At 65.7% G+C, this 13,920-nt stretch carries 13 protein-coding genes; 10 read left to right on the top strand and 3 right to left on the bottom strand.

Annotated elements, in window-relative coordinates; genetic code table 11:
* Positions 1 to 84: 84 nt before the first annotated feature.
* The 3 genes from PF66_RS20345 to PF66_RS20335 are packed head-to-tail and all read left to right on the top strand — an operon-like array spanning position 85 to position 2,450.
* Positions 85 to 909 (top strand): molybdenum cofactor biosynthesis F family protein, encoded by an 825-nt coding sequence (locus PF66_RS20345; protein ID WP_054063665.1) that lies wholly within the window; start codon positions 85 to 87, stop codon positions 907 to 909.
* Positions 902 to 1,702, top strand: coding sequence for an SDR family NAD(P)-dependent oxidoreductase (locus tag PF66_RS20340; protein ID WP_054063664.1), 801 nt, complete (start codon positions 902 to 904; stop codon positions 1,700 to 1,702). Before PF66_RS20345 ends, PF66_RS20340 begins: the two co-directional genes overlap by 8 nt.
* Entirely contained in the window at positions 1,695 to 2,450 is a 756-nt protein-coding gene (locus PF66_RS20335) for an SDR family oxidoreductase (protein WP_054057540.1), read from the top strand. The genes PF66_RS20340 and PF66_RS20335 overlap by 8 nt, the downstream gene beginning before the upstream one ends.
* Positions 2,451 to 2,508: 58 nt before the next feature.
* On the opposite strand, the gene feaR is transcribed toward PF66_RS20335, so the two are convergent.
* From feaR to PF66_RS20320, 3 genes are all read right to left on the bottom strand, one after another.
* Complete coding sequence (feaR, locus tag PF66_RS20330) at positions 2,509 to 3,471, bottom strand: transcriptional regulator FeaR (protein WP_054057517.1); 963 nt, start codon at positions 3,469 to 3,471, stop codon at positions 2,509 to 2,511.
* Between the two features lie 122 nt (positions 3,472 to 3,593).
* On the bottom strand, positions 3,594 to 4,175 hold the full coding sequence (locus tag PF66_RS20325; protein WP_054063663.1) for a DUF3156 family protein: 582 nt from the start codon (positions 4,173 to 4,175) through the stop codon (positions 3,594 to 3,596).
* Positions 4,156 to 5,655 (bottom strand): APC family permease, encoded by a 1,500-nt coding sequence (locus tag PF66_RS20320; protein ID WP_054057519.1) that lies wholly within the window; start codon positions 5,653 to 5,655, stop codon positions 4,156 to 4,158. Before PF66_RS20320 ends, PF66_RS20325 begins: the two co-directional genes overlap by 20 nt.
* Before the next feature lie 301 nt (positions 5,656 to 5,956).
* Here PF66_RS20320 and PF66_RS20315 point away from each other — a divergent pair, with 301 nt between their 5' ends.
* From PF66_RS20315 to PF66_RS20285, 7 genes are all read left to right on the top strand, one after another.
* Positions 5,957 to 7,285, top strand: coding sequence for a hypothetical protein (locus PF66_RS20315; protein ID WP_054057520.1), 1,329 nt, complete (start codon positions 5,957 to 5,959; stop codon positions 7,283 to 7,285).
* A 139-nt stretch (positions 7,286 to 7,424) separates the two neighbouring features.
* Positions 7,425 to 8,912: an aldehyde dehydrogenase family protein gene (locus PF66_RS20310; RefSeq protein WP_054063662.1), complete on the top strand. Its 1,488-nt coding sequence runs from the start codon at positions 7,425 to 7,427 to the stop codon at positions 8,910 to 8,912.
* A gap of 224 nt (positions 8,913 to 9,136) precedes the next feature.
* On the top strand, positions 9,137 to 10,207 hold the full coding sequence (locus tag PF66_RS20305) for a catalase family peroxidase (RefSeq protein WP_054063661.1): 1,071 nt from the start codon (positions 9,137 to 9,139) through the stop codon (positions 10,205 to 10,207).
* A 2-nt stretch (positions 10,208 to 10,209) separates the two neighbouring features.
* Positions 10,210 to 10,755: a cytochrome b gene (locus PF66_RS20300; protein ID WP_054063660.1), complete on the top strand. Its 546-nt coding sequence runs from the start codon at positions 10,210 to 10,212 to the stop codon at positions 10,753 to 10,755.
* A 176-nt stretch (positions 10,756 to 10,931) separates the two neighbouring features.
* Positions 10,932 to 11,171 (top strand): helix-turn-helix domain-containing protein, encoded by a 240-nt coding sequence (locus tag PF66_RS20295; protein ID WP_054057524.1) that lies wholly within the window; start codon positions 10,932 to 10,934, stop codon positions 11,169 to 11,171.
* 196 nt (positions 11,172 to 11,367) lie between these two features.
* Positions 11,368 to 12,684 carry a lysine N(6)-hydroxylase/L-ornithine N(5)-oxygenase family protein gene (locus PF66_RS20290; RefSeq protein ID WP_054063659.1) on the top strand — a complete coding sequence of 439 codons (1,317 nt, stop codon included), beginning with the start codon at positions 11,368 to 11,370 and terminating at the stop codon, positions 12,682 to 12,684.
* Between the two features lie 31 nt (positions 12,685 to 12,715).
* The gene (locus PF66_RS20285; protein ID WP_054063658.1) at positions 12,716 to 13,918 is read left to right on the top strand and encodes an MFS transporter; all 1,203 of its coding nucleotides are present in this window, start codon (positions 12,716 to 12,718) and stop codon (positions 13,916 to 13,918) included.
* Positions 13,919 to 13,920 lie beyond the last annotated feature (2 nt).

Below are 13,920 nucleotides of genomic sequence, written 5' to 3'. Positions count from 1 at the left end.
CCACCTCAACCATCCGGTTGATAGGCGGGCAAAGCCGCCAGCGGCATGATCCGGCAGGTCCATCCAAGCAACCGGAGCTTCATCATGACCGCAAACAATAAAGACTGGATCACCGTTGGCGCCCTGGCCGACGGCTTCGCCCCGCAAGCCTTCATCCTGCCGAATCTGGCCGACCTGCAAGGCAGGGCCTTCACCCTGCACTTCGCCAATGGCTGGCAGATCGAGCACCGCTTCGAGCGCGAAACCCTGTCCTGGAACGCCGCCGACGGTCACTCCAGCGGCACCGCGAACTATCGGGCAACCTCCGTACGCCCCGGCCTGTACCTGGTGGATTTCATCAAGCACGAAAGCGGCCAGGCCTGGTCGATCAGCCTGGTGCTCGACACCGACAACGCCGCCTTCACCGCCGTGATCGGCCGCATGCCGAGCGCCGAGCAGACGCGCGAAGGACTCTACAGCCGCGCCCTGGCCGGCAAGGACCTGACCACGGTCGAGGCCGAGTTCCTGCATGGCAGCCTCGACCGCCCCTGGCAAGAGGGCCACTGCCCCCACGCCCCGACCAACGAACTGAGCGGCCTGCGCAACCATTACCGCTACAGCCCGAGCGAAGTCTACGAACACATCTATCTCAACGACCGGTTCTACACCTGGCAGTGCCTGGAAGGCGTGGAAAAAGGCCTGTGCGATACCGATCGCTGCCATTACTACAAGATCGCCGATCAACTCTACCTGTTCGTCTGGCGCGAAAAGATCGTCCCGACCCTCGGCCTGGTCTTGATCGACCTGCAACAGCACCGCAGCGACGGCAAGATCTTCGGTTATGCCGGCGCCTCCTTCGACGAGCTGTCGAACTTCCCGGTCAGTTCCTACTGCCAGGTCCTGAACCGCACGGAGTACCCCGATGCCTGAACCACGGACCCTCGTCATCACCGGTGCCGGAACCGGCATCGGCGCGGCCTGTGCCCGGCTGTACGCCGCGCAGGGCGACAACCTGGTGCTGATCGGCCGGCGGCGCGAACCGCTGGAACAGGTCGCCAGGCAAACCGGTGGCCTGGTGCTGGTCGGCGATGCCGCCTGCCCGGATGCCTGGGACGACTTCATCGCCCGCATCCGCCAGCGCTATGCCCGCCTCGATGTGCTGCTGGCCTGTGCCGGCGGCCACGGCCTGGGCAGCGCCACCGAGACCACCCCGGAAGGCTGGCAGGCGGCGCTGCGCAGCAACCTCGACAGCGCCTTCTACAGCGCCCGGGCCTGCCTGCCCCTGCTACAGGAAACGGCTGGCAACATCGTCCTGATCGGCTCGATCGCCTCCCTGGCGGCGGGCCCGGAGGTGTGTGGCTACACCACGGCCAAACATGCCCTGCTCGGCCTCAACCGCTCGCTGGCCAGGGACTATGGGCCCCACGGCGTGCGGGTGAACGCCGTATGCCCGGGCTGGGTGCGTACGCCCATGGCCGACGAGGAAATGCAGCCGCTGATGGACCGGCACGGCGAAACCCTGCAGCAGGCCTATGCCCGGGTCTGCGCCGACGTACCGCTGCGCCGCCCGGCCAGTGCCGAGGAAATCGCCAGGGTCTGCCGTTTCCTCGCGTCCGACGACGCCTCGATCATCACCGGGGCGACGCTGGTCGCCGACGGCGGGTCGAGCATCGTCGACGTGCCGACCCTGGCTTTTGCCCACAAGGAGCCCGCCCATGCCTGAAGACCTGGATTTCAGCGGCCGCCATGTGCTGGTCACCGGCGGGGCCCAGGGCATCGGCCGGGCGATCGTCGAAGCCTTCGCCCTGCGTGGCGCCCACGTGGTGATCGCCGACCTGCGCCTGCCTCAGGCCCGGGAACTGGCCGACGAGTGGCAGGCCAGGGGCTGTCGGGTCGAAGCCTTGTACGTTGACCTGGCGAATGCCAGCGCAGTGTTCGAGCTGGTCGCAAAACTGGAGCAGTTGGACATCCTGGTGCACAACGCCGGGTACTTCCCGCTGACGCCGTTCGCCGAAATCACGCCGGCGATGCTCGAACGCACCCTGGCGGTCAACCTCTCGGCGCTGTTCTGGCTGACCCAGGCGGCGCTGCCGCTGTTCCGGCGCCAGGGCCGTGGCTGCGTACTGGTCACCTCCTCGGTCACCGGCCCGCGGGTGGCCTATCCGGGGCTGAGCCACTACGCGGCGTCCAAGGCCGGCGTCAATGGCTTCATCCGTAATGCGGCGCTGGAACTGGCTGCCGACAATGTCCGGGTCAACGGGGTCGAACCGGGCATGATCGCCACGCCGGCCATGGACAACCTGGGCGATGCACAACAGAGCGCGGCGATCGCCAGCCGGGTGCCGCTGGGGCGGCTGGGCCAGGCGGCGGACATTGCCGCGGCCATGCTGTTCCTGGCCTCGGACCTGGCGGGCTACATCACCGGGCAGACGCTGGTGGTCGATGGCGGGGCGACCTTGCCGGAGGTGTGATCAGGCGCTTGCAGAAACAGGAAAGGGGCCAACTGGCCCCTTTTTCATGCCCGCCCAGTCACGCCGCGCCCAACGCCTGCTGCAGATGGCTGGAACGGAAATCCTTGGGCGACAGCTCGAACTGCTTCTTGAACGAACGGCTGAAGTGCGCCGAATCGGTGAACCCCCACTTGTAGGCGATCGAGGTGATCGACTCACTGCGCAGCAACGGGTTGGTCAGGTCATCGGCACTGCGCTTGAGCCGCGCCCGCTGGATGTAGCGGCAGACGCTGTCGTCCTGTTCCTCGAACAGGCGGTACAGGTGCCGTACCGAAATGTTCAGGCGGTTGGCCAGGCCTGCGGGACTCAGGCCGGGCTGGCTCAGGGACTCGTCGATAACCTTCTGCACATAGCTGCGCAGGCTGCTGCCCTGCAGTGGCGTGGCCTCCTCCCCCGGGTCCTGGTCTTCCTCGAACGCCGAACCGAGCAACGACACGAAGGCCGACTGCAGGGCCTCGCCCTCAGCGGCCACGCCGGCGCCCACCGAGGTGTCCTTGCACAACTGGTCGACCAGCACGTGCAACATTCGTCCGCAGGCCTTGCTCGAGGAAATCTTGCCGAAGGTCCGCGACTGGCCGCCGAGCTGTCGGCACACCTCGTGGCGGGACAACGACAGCGAAACATGTTCGATCAGGCCGAACGGGCTGATCTCGATCGCCCCTGCCGAATCCATCAGCAGCAGGTCACCGGGCGCCAGGCGGATGCTCTGGCCGTACTGGGTGATCTGGCAATAGCCGCCACGCTGGCTGACCAGGAAGCAATCCTGCTCGTTGTCATGATCGGCATTGGGCCGATCACGCCTGATCAGCCCGGCATTGGTGCGCAAGGTCGCCAGCGGCAGCCCCCCTCGGGAAAACTCGGACACCTCGCCGATGAACAGCGCACGGTGGCAGGCCAGCTCCGTGTCGAAATGACCACAGGCGGCACGCAGGTCGCGGTTCCAGGTTTCCAGACCGTCTGGCACGGATTGATGGATGCTCATGGGGCTCTCCACAGTGGCTTCTTGTTTTTGTTGCGCAATAGTTAACATGTTATCTATATAGGCGCAACAAGTACGTGAGTGCCCCCTGTACAAGCACTAAAGGTGCCAGGTCGGTCTTTTTCTCACAGCGTTCGCAACAACCGTTGCAACCCGGCCAGGGCCGCGAACAGGCTGGCGCGCTGCTCGCGGCTCAGGGCGATGTACCGGCGAAAGGCCGGCATCCGGTTGACCACCTCGCTGCCGCCCATGTGTTCCAGGCGTACGCACCACTGCCCCTGCGCCAGGTCGATGCGCAGGCGCTTGAAGTCCAGCGGCATCAGCGCCTGGTACAGGGCACTGCCCGGCTGCAACCCGGCCTCGAGTGCGACCAGCAGCGAATGCTCGCCGGAGCGCTGCCGGCAGCGAACAGCCGTGCGCCGAATCGCCCCGCCATGGTGCAGGTCGAAACGGGCCGTGCCCTCACTCAAGGCGGGTACCCTGAGCACGAACTCGGTCATGACCAGGTGCATGAACAACTGCGACTCGGTGCGCTCGACCACTTCCAGTTGCAAGCCATCATCCAGCGTGATCTGCGCCGAGCTCGGCCCGCTCTGCGCGAAACCGGCCACCGCCAGATTGCGGCGCAGGTGCTCCAGGGTGACTCCCGGCCGGTAGCCGGTCGGCGCACGATTGGCGCCGAACAGCTCAGACAGCTTTTGCAGCATGGTCGGCGTAGCCGTTGTGCGGGTGCCCCGGTTCATGGGCGAACTCCTTGGCCAGCACGTCTTCGACCGACGCCGGCTTGAATGGATTGACGCGCTGTACCACCAGCGTCCAGAACAGCGCATAGGCCGCGGTACCCGCGAGCATCACGCCGAACGGGATGTAGATGTCCGCCGGGTTCATGCCCGGTGGCGTGATGAACCACATGCCCAGCAGGATCCCGGCGCTGGAGACGATCTGCGGCAGCGGGAACAGCGGCGAACGATAGGCCCGCGGCAGGTCGGGACGGCGGATGCGCAGGATCACCACCGACAGCGTCACCAGCAGGTAGGCGAAGCTCCAGGCACACACCGCGGCCAGCACCAGGTGCATGATGTTGTCGGTATTGCCGCCCAGGTACAGCGCGTGCAGGCAGGGAATCAGCATCGCCACCAGGATGCACAGCAGTGGCGTCTTGAAGCGCGGGTGCAGGTAGGTGAAGACCTTGGGCAAGGCACCGTCGACCGCCATGCCGTAGAGAATCCGTGGCACCCCGGCCATCAGCGTATTGATCGTCGCCGCGCCGGCGAACAGGAAGCCCAGCCCCAGCCACAGCGGGCCGACATGCCCCATCACCTGCTCGGCGAAACGTGGAATCGCCATCGGCGTATCCAGCAGGTGCACCCCGGCGGTGGCATCGAGCAGCACGTTTTCCACCTGGCGCTTCATGGCCGCGCCATAGATGAACATGCAGGTGGCGACGCCGAGCAAGCCGAGGATCATCGCCCGGGGCATGACCCTGGCCGAATTGCGCAGGTCCGGTGCCAGCGGCGTGACGAATTCGCAGCCGACGAACATGAACATCGCCATGCCCACCAGCGACAGCACCGTGACCGGGTCGGTGCCCACCAGCGATGCGCCGAACCAGCCGTCGAGCTGGACCGCCGGTGCGGCGATCAGGCCCAGCACACCGAACACCATCAGGGTGGTCCACATGCCGAAGGTCAGGATGATCTCGGCCTTGCCGAACACGCTGACGCCGAAGGCATTGAGAACACCGAAGACGATGACGAAGCCCACCCCCAGCAACCAGGAGCCGCCGGCCGACTCGGCCAGGGTGTTGAGGTGCTCGAAATTCACCAGCGCCATGACCCCGGACAGGATGGTTTCCGCGGTGCCGGCGAAGACATGGACGATCAGGTAGGCCGACAGGGTCCCGGTGATGGCGAAGAAACGGCCCATGCCGCAGTTGATGTAGTCGTAGACCGAACCGGTGGTCGGCAGCACCGAGGCGGCCTCGGCGAAGGTGGTCGCCTGGGCCAGCATCATCACCACGGCGATCAGGATCGCCACCGCGAAGGTACTGCCGCCAATGCCGAAGCCCATGGTCGCGGTGAGAATGACCGGGCTGGCCATGATCAGGCCGATGGTGCTGGCTAGCGCGGTGGGAAAACCGACCGTGCCACGTTTGAGGTGCTCGGTGAGTCTGTCGTTGATCGACATGGTGCAGATCCTCGAAGCGGATTGTTATTTTATGGATTTCGCGAACCGTTCGAGGAGTCGGCGATTACTCCTCCCTGCCTGTCCCTGAGCAAACGGCGCCGTGTACCCAGGCACTTTGCGCCCCGCCCACCGCGACCGTCTTGCCCCTGTCTGCCGGCGGTTTTGTTGCTGCCTGCCAGGGCTCGACGCCTGGCTGACAGGATCAATTATCTGGCACGCAGGTGAAAGACTTTGCCGTTCCCGGTCGTCCTAATGCGCACTCGTTCTACTGAGCTGTCCAACACGACCGGGGAAAACAATAATGGAGCAAACACTGAAAACGCGGGCGCTGTCCAAGGCCATCGGCCTGGGTATGACGCTGCTGTTCGTCAACTCGTCGGCCGGGGCCTTCGAGCTGTATGCCGATGGCGACACCAAGGTCACCGGCAACTTCCTGGCAGTCTACGGGATGTTCAACAGCCGCAAGAACTACGACGGTACCACCGGCGGTTCCAGCTGGCGTGAAGGGTTCATCAAGTACGGCCTGAGCATTGACCAGACCCTGGGCAACCTGGGCAGCGCCTATGGCACGGCCAACCTGGTCAGCTCCGCGACCTGGGGCGACGGCGACGCGGCCGGCCTGAGTGATGGCACCGAGCGCACGACGAAATTCGACGAGGCCTTCGCCGGCTGGCGCTCGGGCGACCTGTTCCCGGTGCTCGGCAAGGACGGCGTGGATGTGTCGTTCGGGCGCCAGATCATCACCCTCGGTGACGGTTTCATCATCAACGATGACGGCCTGAACTTCGGCAAGGGCCCGGCCGACGGCAAACTCAACCGCGGCGGCGCCTACTACCTGGCGGCGCGCCATGCGTTCGACCAGACGGCCGTCCTGCGCCTGGGCGGCAAGGACGGTGTGCATGGCAGCGTGATGTGGTTCAAGTCCGACAACCGCGCCCAAGCCAACACCGAGATGGCGGCCGGCACCCTGGAATACACCGCCGCTCCCGGCACCCTGGGGTTGACCTACCTCCATGGCATCAGTGTCGACGATCGTTATGCCAGCGCCTTCCAGAAGGAACGCGAAGGCATGGACATCTACAGCCTGCGCGGCGCCGGCAACGCCGGCATCGAACACGCGCACTTCGCCTTCGAATACGCCTGGCAGGACAAGGATGTCCGTACGGAAAAAGCCTGGTACACCGAAGCCGGCTACACCTTCGCCGACCTGCCCTGGTCGCCGGACCTGACCTACCGCTACAGCCGCTACTCCAGGAACTGGGACTCGATGTTCAACGGCCTCAGCCGGGGCTACGGCACCTGGTTCCAGGGCGAGGTGACCGGCAACTATGCCGGACCGTTCAACAGCAACACGGCGATCCAACATGTGGCGCTCAAGGTCAAGCCGGTGGAGCCGGTGACCGTCGGCGTGCTGTTCTTCGACTACAAGACCCTGCACAAGCAGGATGCCCTGAACCTGGACGGCCGCGAGCTGGACCTGTATGCCGAATGGGCGGTGAATGAACACCTGATCGTCACCCCGCTGCTGGGCCTGTACAAGCCGGACAAGGACGCCAGCAACGGCGGCAACCAGGTCGGTGGCAACGGCACCAACGTCTACAGCCAGGTCACTGTCGCCGTACCGTTCTGATCCCCCTTCCGGGAGCGGCTTGCACCGCTGCCCAGGCGCCCGGCAGCCACAGTCAAGCGGCCGGGCAGCCACAGTCAAGCCAACCCGGCGCTCCTTGAATACCCTCGGGCTTTTCCGCTGCCTCCCTCAGGAAAACCCCATGAGCGATATCGCGCTGCTGCCCCAAGTCGAAGCCTTTCTGCGTCGAAGCCCTGCCCTGTTCATCGACGGTGTTGCCGTCCCGAGCCACTCCAGCCGCACGCTGGAGGTGATCAACCCGGCCACCGACCAGGTGATTGCCCGGGTGGCCGATGCCGACCAGGCCGACATCGATGCCGCCGTGGACTCGGCCCGCCGCGGTTTCCGGCAGTGGTCGCAGACCGCCCCCGCGGTGCGCGGCCACGTGCTGCTGAAACTGGCCGACCTGCTGGAGCGCCACCGCGAGGAACTGGCCCAGATCGAAACCCTGCAGTCGGGCAAGATCATCCAGGTGGCGCGCGCCTTCGAAGTGGACCAGGCGGCCCACTTCCTGCGCTACTACGCGGGCTGGGCCAGCAAGATCAGCGGCCAGACCATCACCCCGTCGCTGCCCTCCTTCGCCGGCGAGCGCTACAGCGCCTTCACCCTGCGTGAGCCGGTCGGCGTGGTGGTGGGCATCGTGCCGTGGAATTTCTCGACCATGATCGCCATCTGGAAACTCGCCTCGGCACTGGTGACCGGTTGCAGCATCATCATCAAGCCCAGCGAGTTCACCCCGCTGACCATCCTGCGCATCGCCGAACTGGCGATCGAAGCCGGCCTGCCGGCGGGCGCGCTGAACGTGCTGAGCGGTGGCGGGCCGGTCGGCAAGGGCCTGATCGAACACCCCGGCACCGACAAGGTGTCGTTCACCGGCTCGGTACCGACCGGCATCGCGGTGGGCCAGACTGCCATGGGCGCCAACCTGACCCGCGCCACCCTGGAACTGGGCGGCAAGAACTCGGCCGGTTTCCTGCGCGACGTCGACCTGGACAAGGCGGTCGACGGCATCATCGAGGCCGGTTTCCTGCATTCCGGGCAGATCTGCGCCGCCGCCGAGCGCTTCTTCGTCCACCGCTCGCAGATCGAGCCGATCATGGACAAGCTGTCCCAGCGCCTGAGCCGGCTGAACATCGGCTCGCCCCTGGATGAGCGCACCGAGTTCGGCCCGGTCACCAACCGCCAGCACCTGCTCAAGCTCGAAGGGTTCTTCGCCAGGGCCCGGGCCGAAAACAACCACATCATCCACGGCGGCAAGCTGATCGAGCGGCCCGGCTGCTATGTCGAGCCGACCGTGATCCTCGCCAACAGCGTCAACGACACCCTGCTCAACGAGGAAACCTTCGGCCCGATCGCCACCTTCCTCCCCTATGACACCGAGCAAGAGCTGCTGGAGCTGATGAACAACACGCCCTACGGCCTCAGCGCCAGCCTCTGGACCCAGGACCTGGGCAAGGCCCTGCGCATGATACCGGCCATCAACGCCGGCACGGTGTGGGTGAACATGCACACCCTGCTCGACCCGGCGGTGCCGTTTGGCGGCAGCAAGGCTTCCGGCATCGGGCGCGAATTCGGCGATGCCTTCATCGAGGACTACACCGAGCTCAAGTCGGTGATGATTCGTTACTGAGGCACGGGGCGCGCGGCTTTGGAATGAACGTCAGGGGGCTCCCGAAACCGCGGAGCACCCTGGCATGTTCATGAAAACCTTCACGAAAATGTTAACTCTTGCGAGGCCCCGATCACGTAACAGCTCTATATCATCGTTCCCTGGAACGCTGGAACCGGCCCTGGATCGAACCCTTTATCCAGGCCGGCTCCGGTACATCCGCCCCAAGAGCAATGGAACGAGCGATGTCAAAACTGCAGATCAACTCGAAACGCACCTGGCTGGCGTCCGTCGCGATCATCGGAATTGCCGCGACGCTGACCGCCGCGTTCGCCTGGACCGCCGGCTGGATCGGCACACGCCCGACCAGCAAGGGCCTGGTCGGAACACCGCCCTCCTTTCCTCCCGGATTTCGCCGCGCCCATGGCAAGGGCATGTGCTTTGCCGGGACGTTCAGCAGCAGCCGGGAAGCGCACACCCTGTCGACAGCGCGGGCGTTCAGCCAATCGCCAGTGCCCGTCATCGGCCGCTTCTCGATCGGTGCGGGCAACCCGCACGCCGCCGACAATTCGACCGGCACGGTCAGCATGGCGCTGCTGCTGACCACCGACGACCAGCAGCAATGGCGCATGGCGCTGAACAACCAGCCGTACTTCGCCACACGCGACGCCGAAGGGTTCAGCGCCCTGCTCAAGGCGACCGCCGCCGACCCGGCGACCGGCCAGCCAAACCCGCAGCGCCTGGCGGCGTTTCTGAAACAGTACCCGGAGGCGGAGAAATTCCTCGCCTGGCGAGCAAAGGCCCCGGCGCCCGGCAGTTTTGCAGGGGTGGAATTCTTCGGCATCAATGCCTTCGAGCTGGTCGACGCCCAGGGGCAACGGCAGGCGGTTCGCTGGTCGATGCGTTCACGCCTGCCCTTCCAGCCGCTGCCCAACGAGCAGAAACCCTCGGCAGCCCATGACTTCCTGTTCGACGACCTGCGCCAGAAGCTGGCGCAGCAGCCGCTCTACTGGGACCTGGTGCTGCAACTGGCAGAGCCTGGCGACCCGGTCGACGATCCCTCCCAGCCCTGGCCGGCGCAGCGCAGGCAAGTCGTGGCCGGCACCCTGGAAGTCACCCAGGTCACCGACCAGGCCACGGGCGCCTGCCGCGACGTCAACTATGACCCGTCGATCGTGCCGGCAGGCATCGAGCCCTCGAATGACCCCGTGCTCAGTGCCCGCTCAGGCGCCTATTCGCACTCGTTCAACCTGCGGCTGGGCGAGATCGGTCATGGCCAGGCCAGCGAAGCCATCGGCAAGCAGGAGGAAAAGTGAACATGACCGGGCACAATCACGCTTTCAACCGCCTTGCGCGCTGGCTGCACTGGCTGATGGCCTGCATGGTCCTCGCCATGCTGTTCATTGGTGTGGGCATGACCACGTCCCTGACCTATCGGATCTGGCTGATCGACCTGCACCGGCCGCTCGGCATCGCCATCCTGGTCCTGGCCGTCATTCGCCTGGCCAACCGCTGGCGTCATCCGCCACCGCCCCTGCCGGCCAGCCTGCCCCGTTGGCAACAGCGGGCGGCGCTCGCCTCGCATGCCCTGCTGTATGCGCTGATGCTCGGGCTGCCGCTGCTGGGCTGGGCGCTGCTGTCCGCCGGTGGCTACCCGATCGTGCTGATCGAAGGGTTCAACCTGCCCGCGATCATCCCGGCCAACCCTGTTTCCTATGCCTGGCTGCGCGATGCCCACGGCTGGCTGGCCTGGTTGCTGTACTTCGTCGTGATCGGGCATCTCTCGGCGGCCCTGGTACATGCCTGGATCTACCGGGATGGAGTGTTCTCCAGCATGGCCAGGGGTGCGGGGAACTCCGACTGACGGGAGTGGTTTCACCTGGCTGAAGCCGGCGCGGTCGAGGGCTGTCCCTGGATTTCCCCCGCCAGGGCGATCCGCGCCCCGCATGGGCACCAGTATTGATACCATGATCGGCCTAGGCCTCAGGTCGAAGCCCCGCGCCGGCAGACCTGACTCACATACCTGCCCGCGAGACTCCCATGACGGATGAACCCCTGCGCCGCTCGGTCGAAGGCGCTTCCCCAGCCCGCCTGCGCTTCGCCCAGAAATTCAAGCAGGCTCGCCGGGCCGCCGGCTTGACGCAGGCCGACGTGATGAACCGCTCCGGCGTGCAGCGCAGCACCCTCTCGGACATCGAGCAAGGCAAGCACAACGTCACCATCGACATGATGGACCGCCTGGCGAACGCGGTCGGCTATCCCCTGGCCGAGCTGCTCTAACCCCCTCTCATCCACCCAGAATGAAAAGTGCACGGCGCCGCTTGCAACGCCAAAATGTCGGATATATCCTACATTCGCGTTGGCTGATACCCCACGGCCAACCGCAACGTACAGGAGCGTCATGCCAATCGGCAGGCCCGTCAGGACAGGACGGCCGGATGCATTCACCATTGATTCGCAGGGCGGCGAGCAATAAATGAAAACATACGACCTCATCGGTATCGGCATCGGTCCCTTCAACCTCAGTCTCGCCGCATTGGCGGAACCGACCGGCCTGGACACCCTGTTCCTGGACAAGCGGGACGCCTTTGCGTGGCACCCCGGGATGCTCGTATCCAATGGCCAGCTGCAGGTTTCACCGCTCAAGGACTGCGTCACCCTGGCCGCGCCGACCAGCCGCTATTCCTTCCTCAACTACCTCGCCGAGCATCGCCGGCTCTACAGCTTCATCAACAAGGGCGGTGCCTGCACTTCCCGCAAGGAATTTGCCGACTACTACGGCTGGGTCGCCCGGCAGCTCTCCAACCTGAGGTTCGCCCAGGAAGTGCTGGATGTCGTCGAATGCAATGACGGCTACACGGTCGTCACCGCCGAGCAGAGCTACCACGCCAGGGCCGTCGCCATCGGTGTCGGGATCAGCCCGCGCGTGCCCGAATGCGCTCGCCCCTGGCTGGGTGACGCCATCTATCACGTGGCGGACTTCCTTCATCGCGAAGCCTTGCGCCCCGGCGAGCAGGTGCTGGTGGTCGGCGGCGGTCAGAGCGGCGCCGAAACCGTCGAGCAACTGCTGGGCACACCAGCGCTGGGTGGTTTCACCTGGGTCACGTCGCGCTCGAACCTGTTCGCCATGGACGACAACGCGTTCGTCAACGAGGCCTTCTGCCCCGCCTACAACCAGCGTTTCCAGAACCTGCCCATGGCCCAGCGCAGCCACGCGGTGCAGCAGGAACGGCTGACCAGCGACGGCATCTCGGCAGACCTGTGCAACCGGCTGTACGAGCAGCTCTACGAACGCCGTGTCGGCCAGGAGCCACGCCCTCCCATCGATATCCTGCAAGCCGCCGTGCTCGATGGGCTCGAACCGGATGGCCGGCGCTGGCGCGCGCGGCTCAGGTCACTGAGCAGCGGGAGCCAGCGCACCCTCGTGGTCGACCGGGTCATTCTCGCCACCGGCTTCCAACCCTGCCCGCAACCCTATGTCGATGCGCTGCTGGCCAAGGCCCGGCGCGATAGCGGGCTGCCACTGATCGACGCCAACTACTGCGTGCAATTCGCCACGCCGATGCCGGGGCCTGTTTATTTGCAGAATCGCAGCCTCGTCCAGCACGGCCTGCAGTCGGTGAACCTGTCGATGGTGGCCTACCGCAACAGCCGCATCCTCAACGACCTGCTCGGTTACGAATACTTCCAGGCCGAACCGGACACGCCGATGTTCAGCCATCTCGATGCACTGCCCGAAGCGCCAGCCCGTCACCTGGAGCCCCGACACGCCCTCAGCCTCGTGCAGTACTGAGTTGCCGCCCACACCGCCAGAGCACCGCGCCATGCCCGAATCCACCGAGCCATTGCCCGACCGGCTGCCGTCAGCCGCCTTCCTGCCGTTCCTGATCGCGGGCGTGATCATCGCCGGGGCCTACGGTTCGAGCTTCCTGCTGCCGGAATACCTGCAATCGCTGGGGTTCGACAACGCCACGGTCGGCCGGGTGATCTCCACCGGGATGATCACCACCATCCTGTGCTGCTGCCTGGCCGGCTGGACGGCGCAGCGCATCGGGGTGATGGGCAGCATCACCGTCGCCTGCGCCGCCATGGCCCTGGCGATGCTCGCCTTCGCCTGCGTGCCGCTGCTGCCGGGCGCGGCGTATCCGGGCGGGCTGTTGCTGGGCGTGGGCTGGTCGGTGTTCTACATCCTGGCGCCCTTGCAGATCATCCATCACCTGCGCCCTGCCGCCCGCCTGCAGTACTTCACGATCATGTCCGGGGCCCAGATGGCCGGGCTCGGCCTGACCACGCCGCTGGGCCATCTGGTGGTCAAGGCCAGTGCCAGCTACAGCCTGTTCTACGTGCTGCTGGGTATCGCCTGCCTGGTGTCGGCCGTGTGCGTCGTGCTGGCGGGCCGGGCCATGACCGACCTGCCGAAAGCCGCGACCCGGCAGGTCTCGCTGCGCATCGTCGACCTCAAGGCCCTGCTCGGCAGCCGGGCCGCCCTGCCGATCGCGATGATCGTGCTGGGCGCCTGCATCTTCTCCGGCCTGTCCACCTACCAGGCCAGCTACGCGCAGATCCGCCAGCTCAAGGCGGACAACTTCTTCATCACCTTCACCCTCACCAGCGTGCTGCTGCGCTTCTCGGTGGCCCGCTCGATCGGCCGCCTGCCGTTGCAACGCCTGGCGATCGGCCTGTTCCTGTTCACCAGCGTGTCGCTCGGGCTGTTCCTGCTCAACGACGGCAGCACGCTGATCTACCTGCTGGCAACGGTGGTCTTCGCCATCGGCTATGGCCTGAGCTACTCCACGCTCAACAGCCTGGCGGTCAACGAGGCGGAAGCCAACGGGCTGTCGCCGGCGGTCACCTCGCAGGTCTTCACCCTGGGTTACTTCATCGGGCTGTTCGGGTTCCCTTCGATCGGCGGCGCGATCATGAGCCGTTGGGGTGTCGATTGGGTCCTGGCGTGCCTGCTGGTGGCCGCGCTGGCCAACCTGGTCCTGATGGCGAGCACCCGCGCCAGCAAGATGCTGGCGGTTTGAAA

The organism is Pseudomonas asplenii, assembly GCF_001293465.1.
Taxonomy (GTDB): Bacteria; Pseudomonadota; Gammaproteobacteria; order Pseudomonadales; family Pseudomonadaceae; genus Aquipseudomonas; species Aquipseudomonas fuscovaginae_B.
This window is presented reverse-complemented; position numbering and strand designations above follow the sequence as displayed.

What these genes read in the sequence shown, in the direction of transcription:
- PF66_RS20345 (WP_054063665.1), top strand. Translation starts at nt 85, where the DNA reads ATGACCGCAAACAATAAAGACTGGATCACCGTTGGCGCCCTGGCCGAC.
- PF66_RS20340 (WP_054063664.1), top strand. Translation starts at nt 902, where the DNA reads ATGCCTGAACCACGGACCCTCGTCATCACCGGTGCCGGAACCGGCATC.
- PF66_RS20335 (WP_054057540.1), top strand. Translation starts at nt 1,695, where the DNA reads ATGCCTGAAGACCTGGATTTCAGCGGCCGCCATGTGCTGGTCACCGGC.
- feaR (WP_054057517.1), bottom strand. Translation starts at nt 3,471, where the DNA reads ATGAGCATCCATCAATCCGTGCCAGACGGTCTGGAAACCTGGAACCGC.
- PF66_RS20325 (WP_054063663.1), bottom strand. Translation starts at nt 4,175, where the DNA reads ATGCTGCAAAAGCTGTCTGAGCTGTTCGGCGCCAATCGTGCGCCGACC.
- PF66_RS20320 (WP_054057519.1), bottom strand. Translation starts at nt 5,655, where the DNA reads ATGTCGATCAACGACAGACTCACCGAGCACCTCAAACGTGGCACGGTC.
- PF66_RS20315 (WP_054057520.1), top strand. Translation starts at nt 5,957, where the DNA reads ATGGAGCAAACACTGAAAACGCGGGCGCTGTCCAAGGCCATCGGCCTG.
- PF66_RS20310 (WP_054063662.1), top strand. Translation starts at nt 7,425, where the DNA reads ATGAGCGATATCGCGCTGCTGCCCCAAGTCGAAGCCTTTCTGCGTCGA.
- PF66_RS20305 (WP_054063661.1), top strand. Translation starts at nt 9,137, where the DNA reads ATGTCAAAACTGCAGATCAACTCGAAACGCACCTGGCTGGCGTCCGTC.
- PF66_RS20300 (WP_054063660.1), top strand. Translation starts at nt 10,210, where the DNA reads ATGACCGGGCACAATCACGCTTTCAACCGCCTTGCGCGCTGGCTGCAC.
- PF66_RS20295 (WP_054057524.1), top strand. Translation starts at nt 10,932, where the DNA reads ATGACGGATGAACCCCTGCGCCGCTCGGTCGAAGGCGCTTCCCCAGCC.
- PF66_RS20290 (WP_054063659.1), top strand. Translation starts at nt 11,368, where the DNA reads ATGAAAACATACGACCTCATCGGTATCGGCATCGGTCCCTTCAACCTC.
- PF66_RS20285 (WP_054063658.1), top strand. Translation starts at nt 12,716, where the DNA reads ATGCCCGAATCCACCGAGCCATTGCCCGACCGGCTGCCGTCAGCCGCC.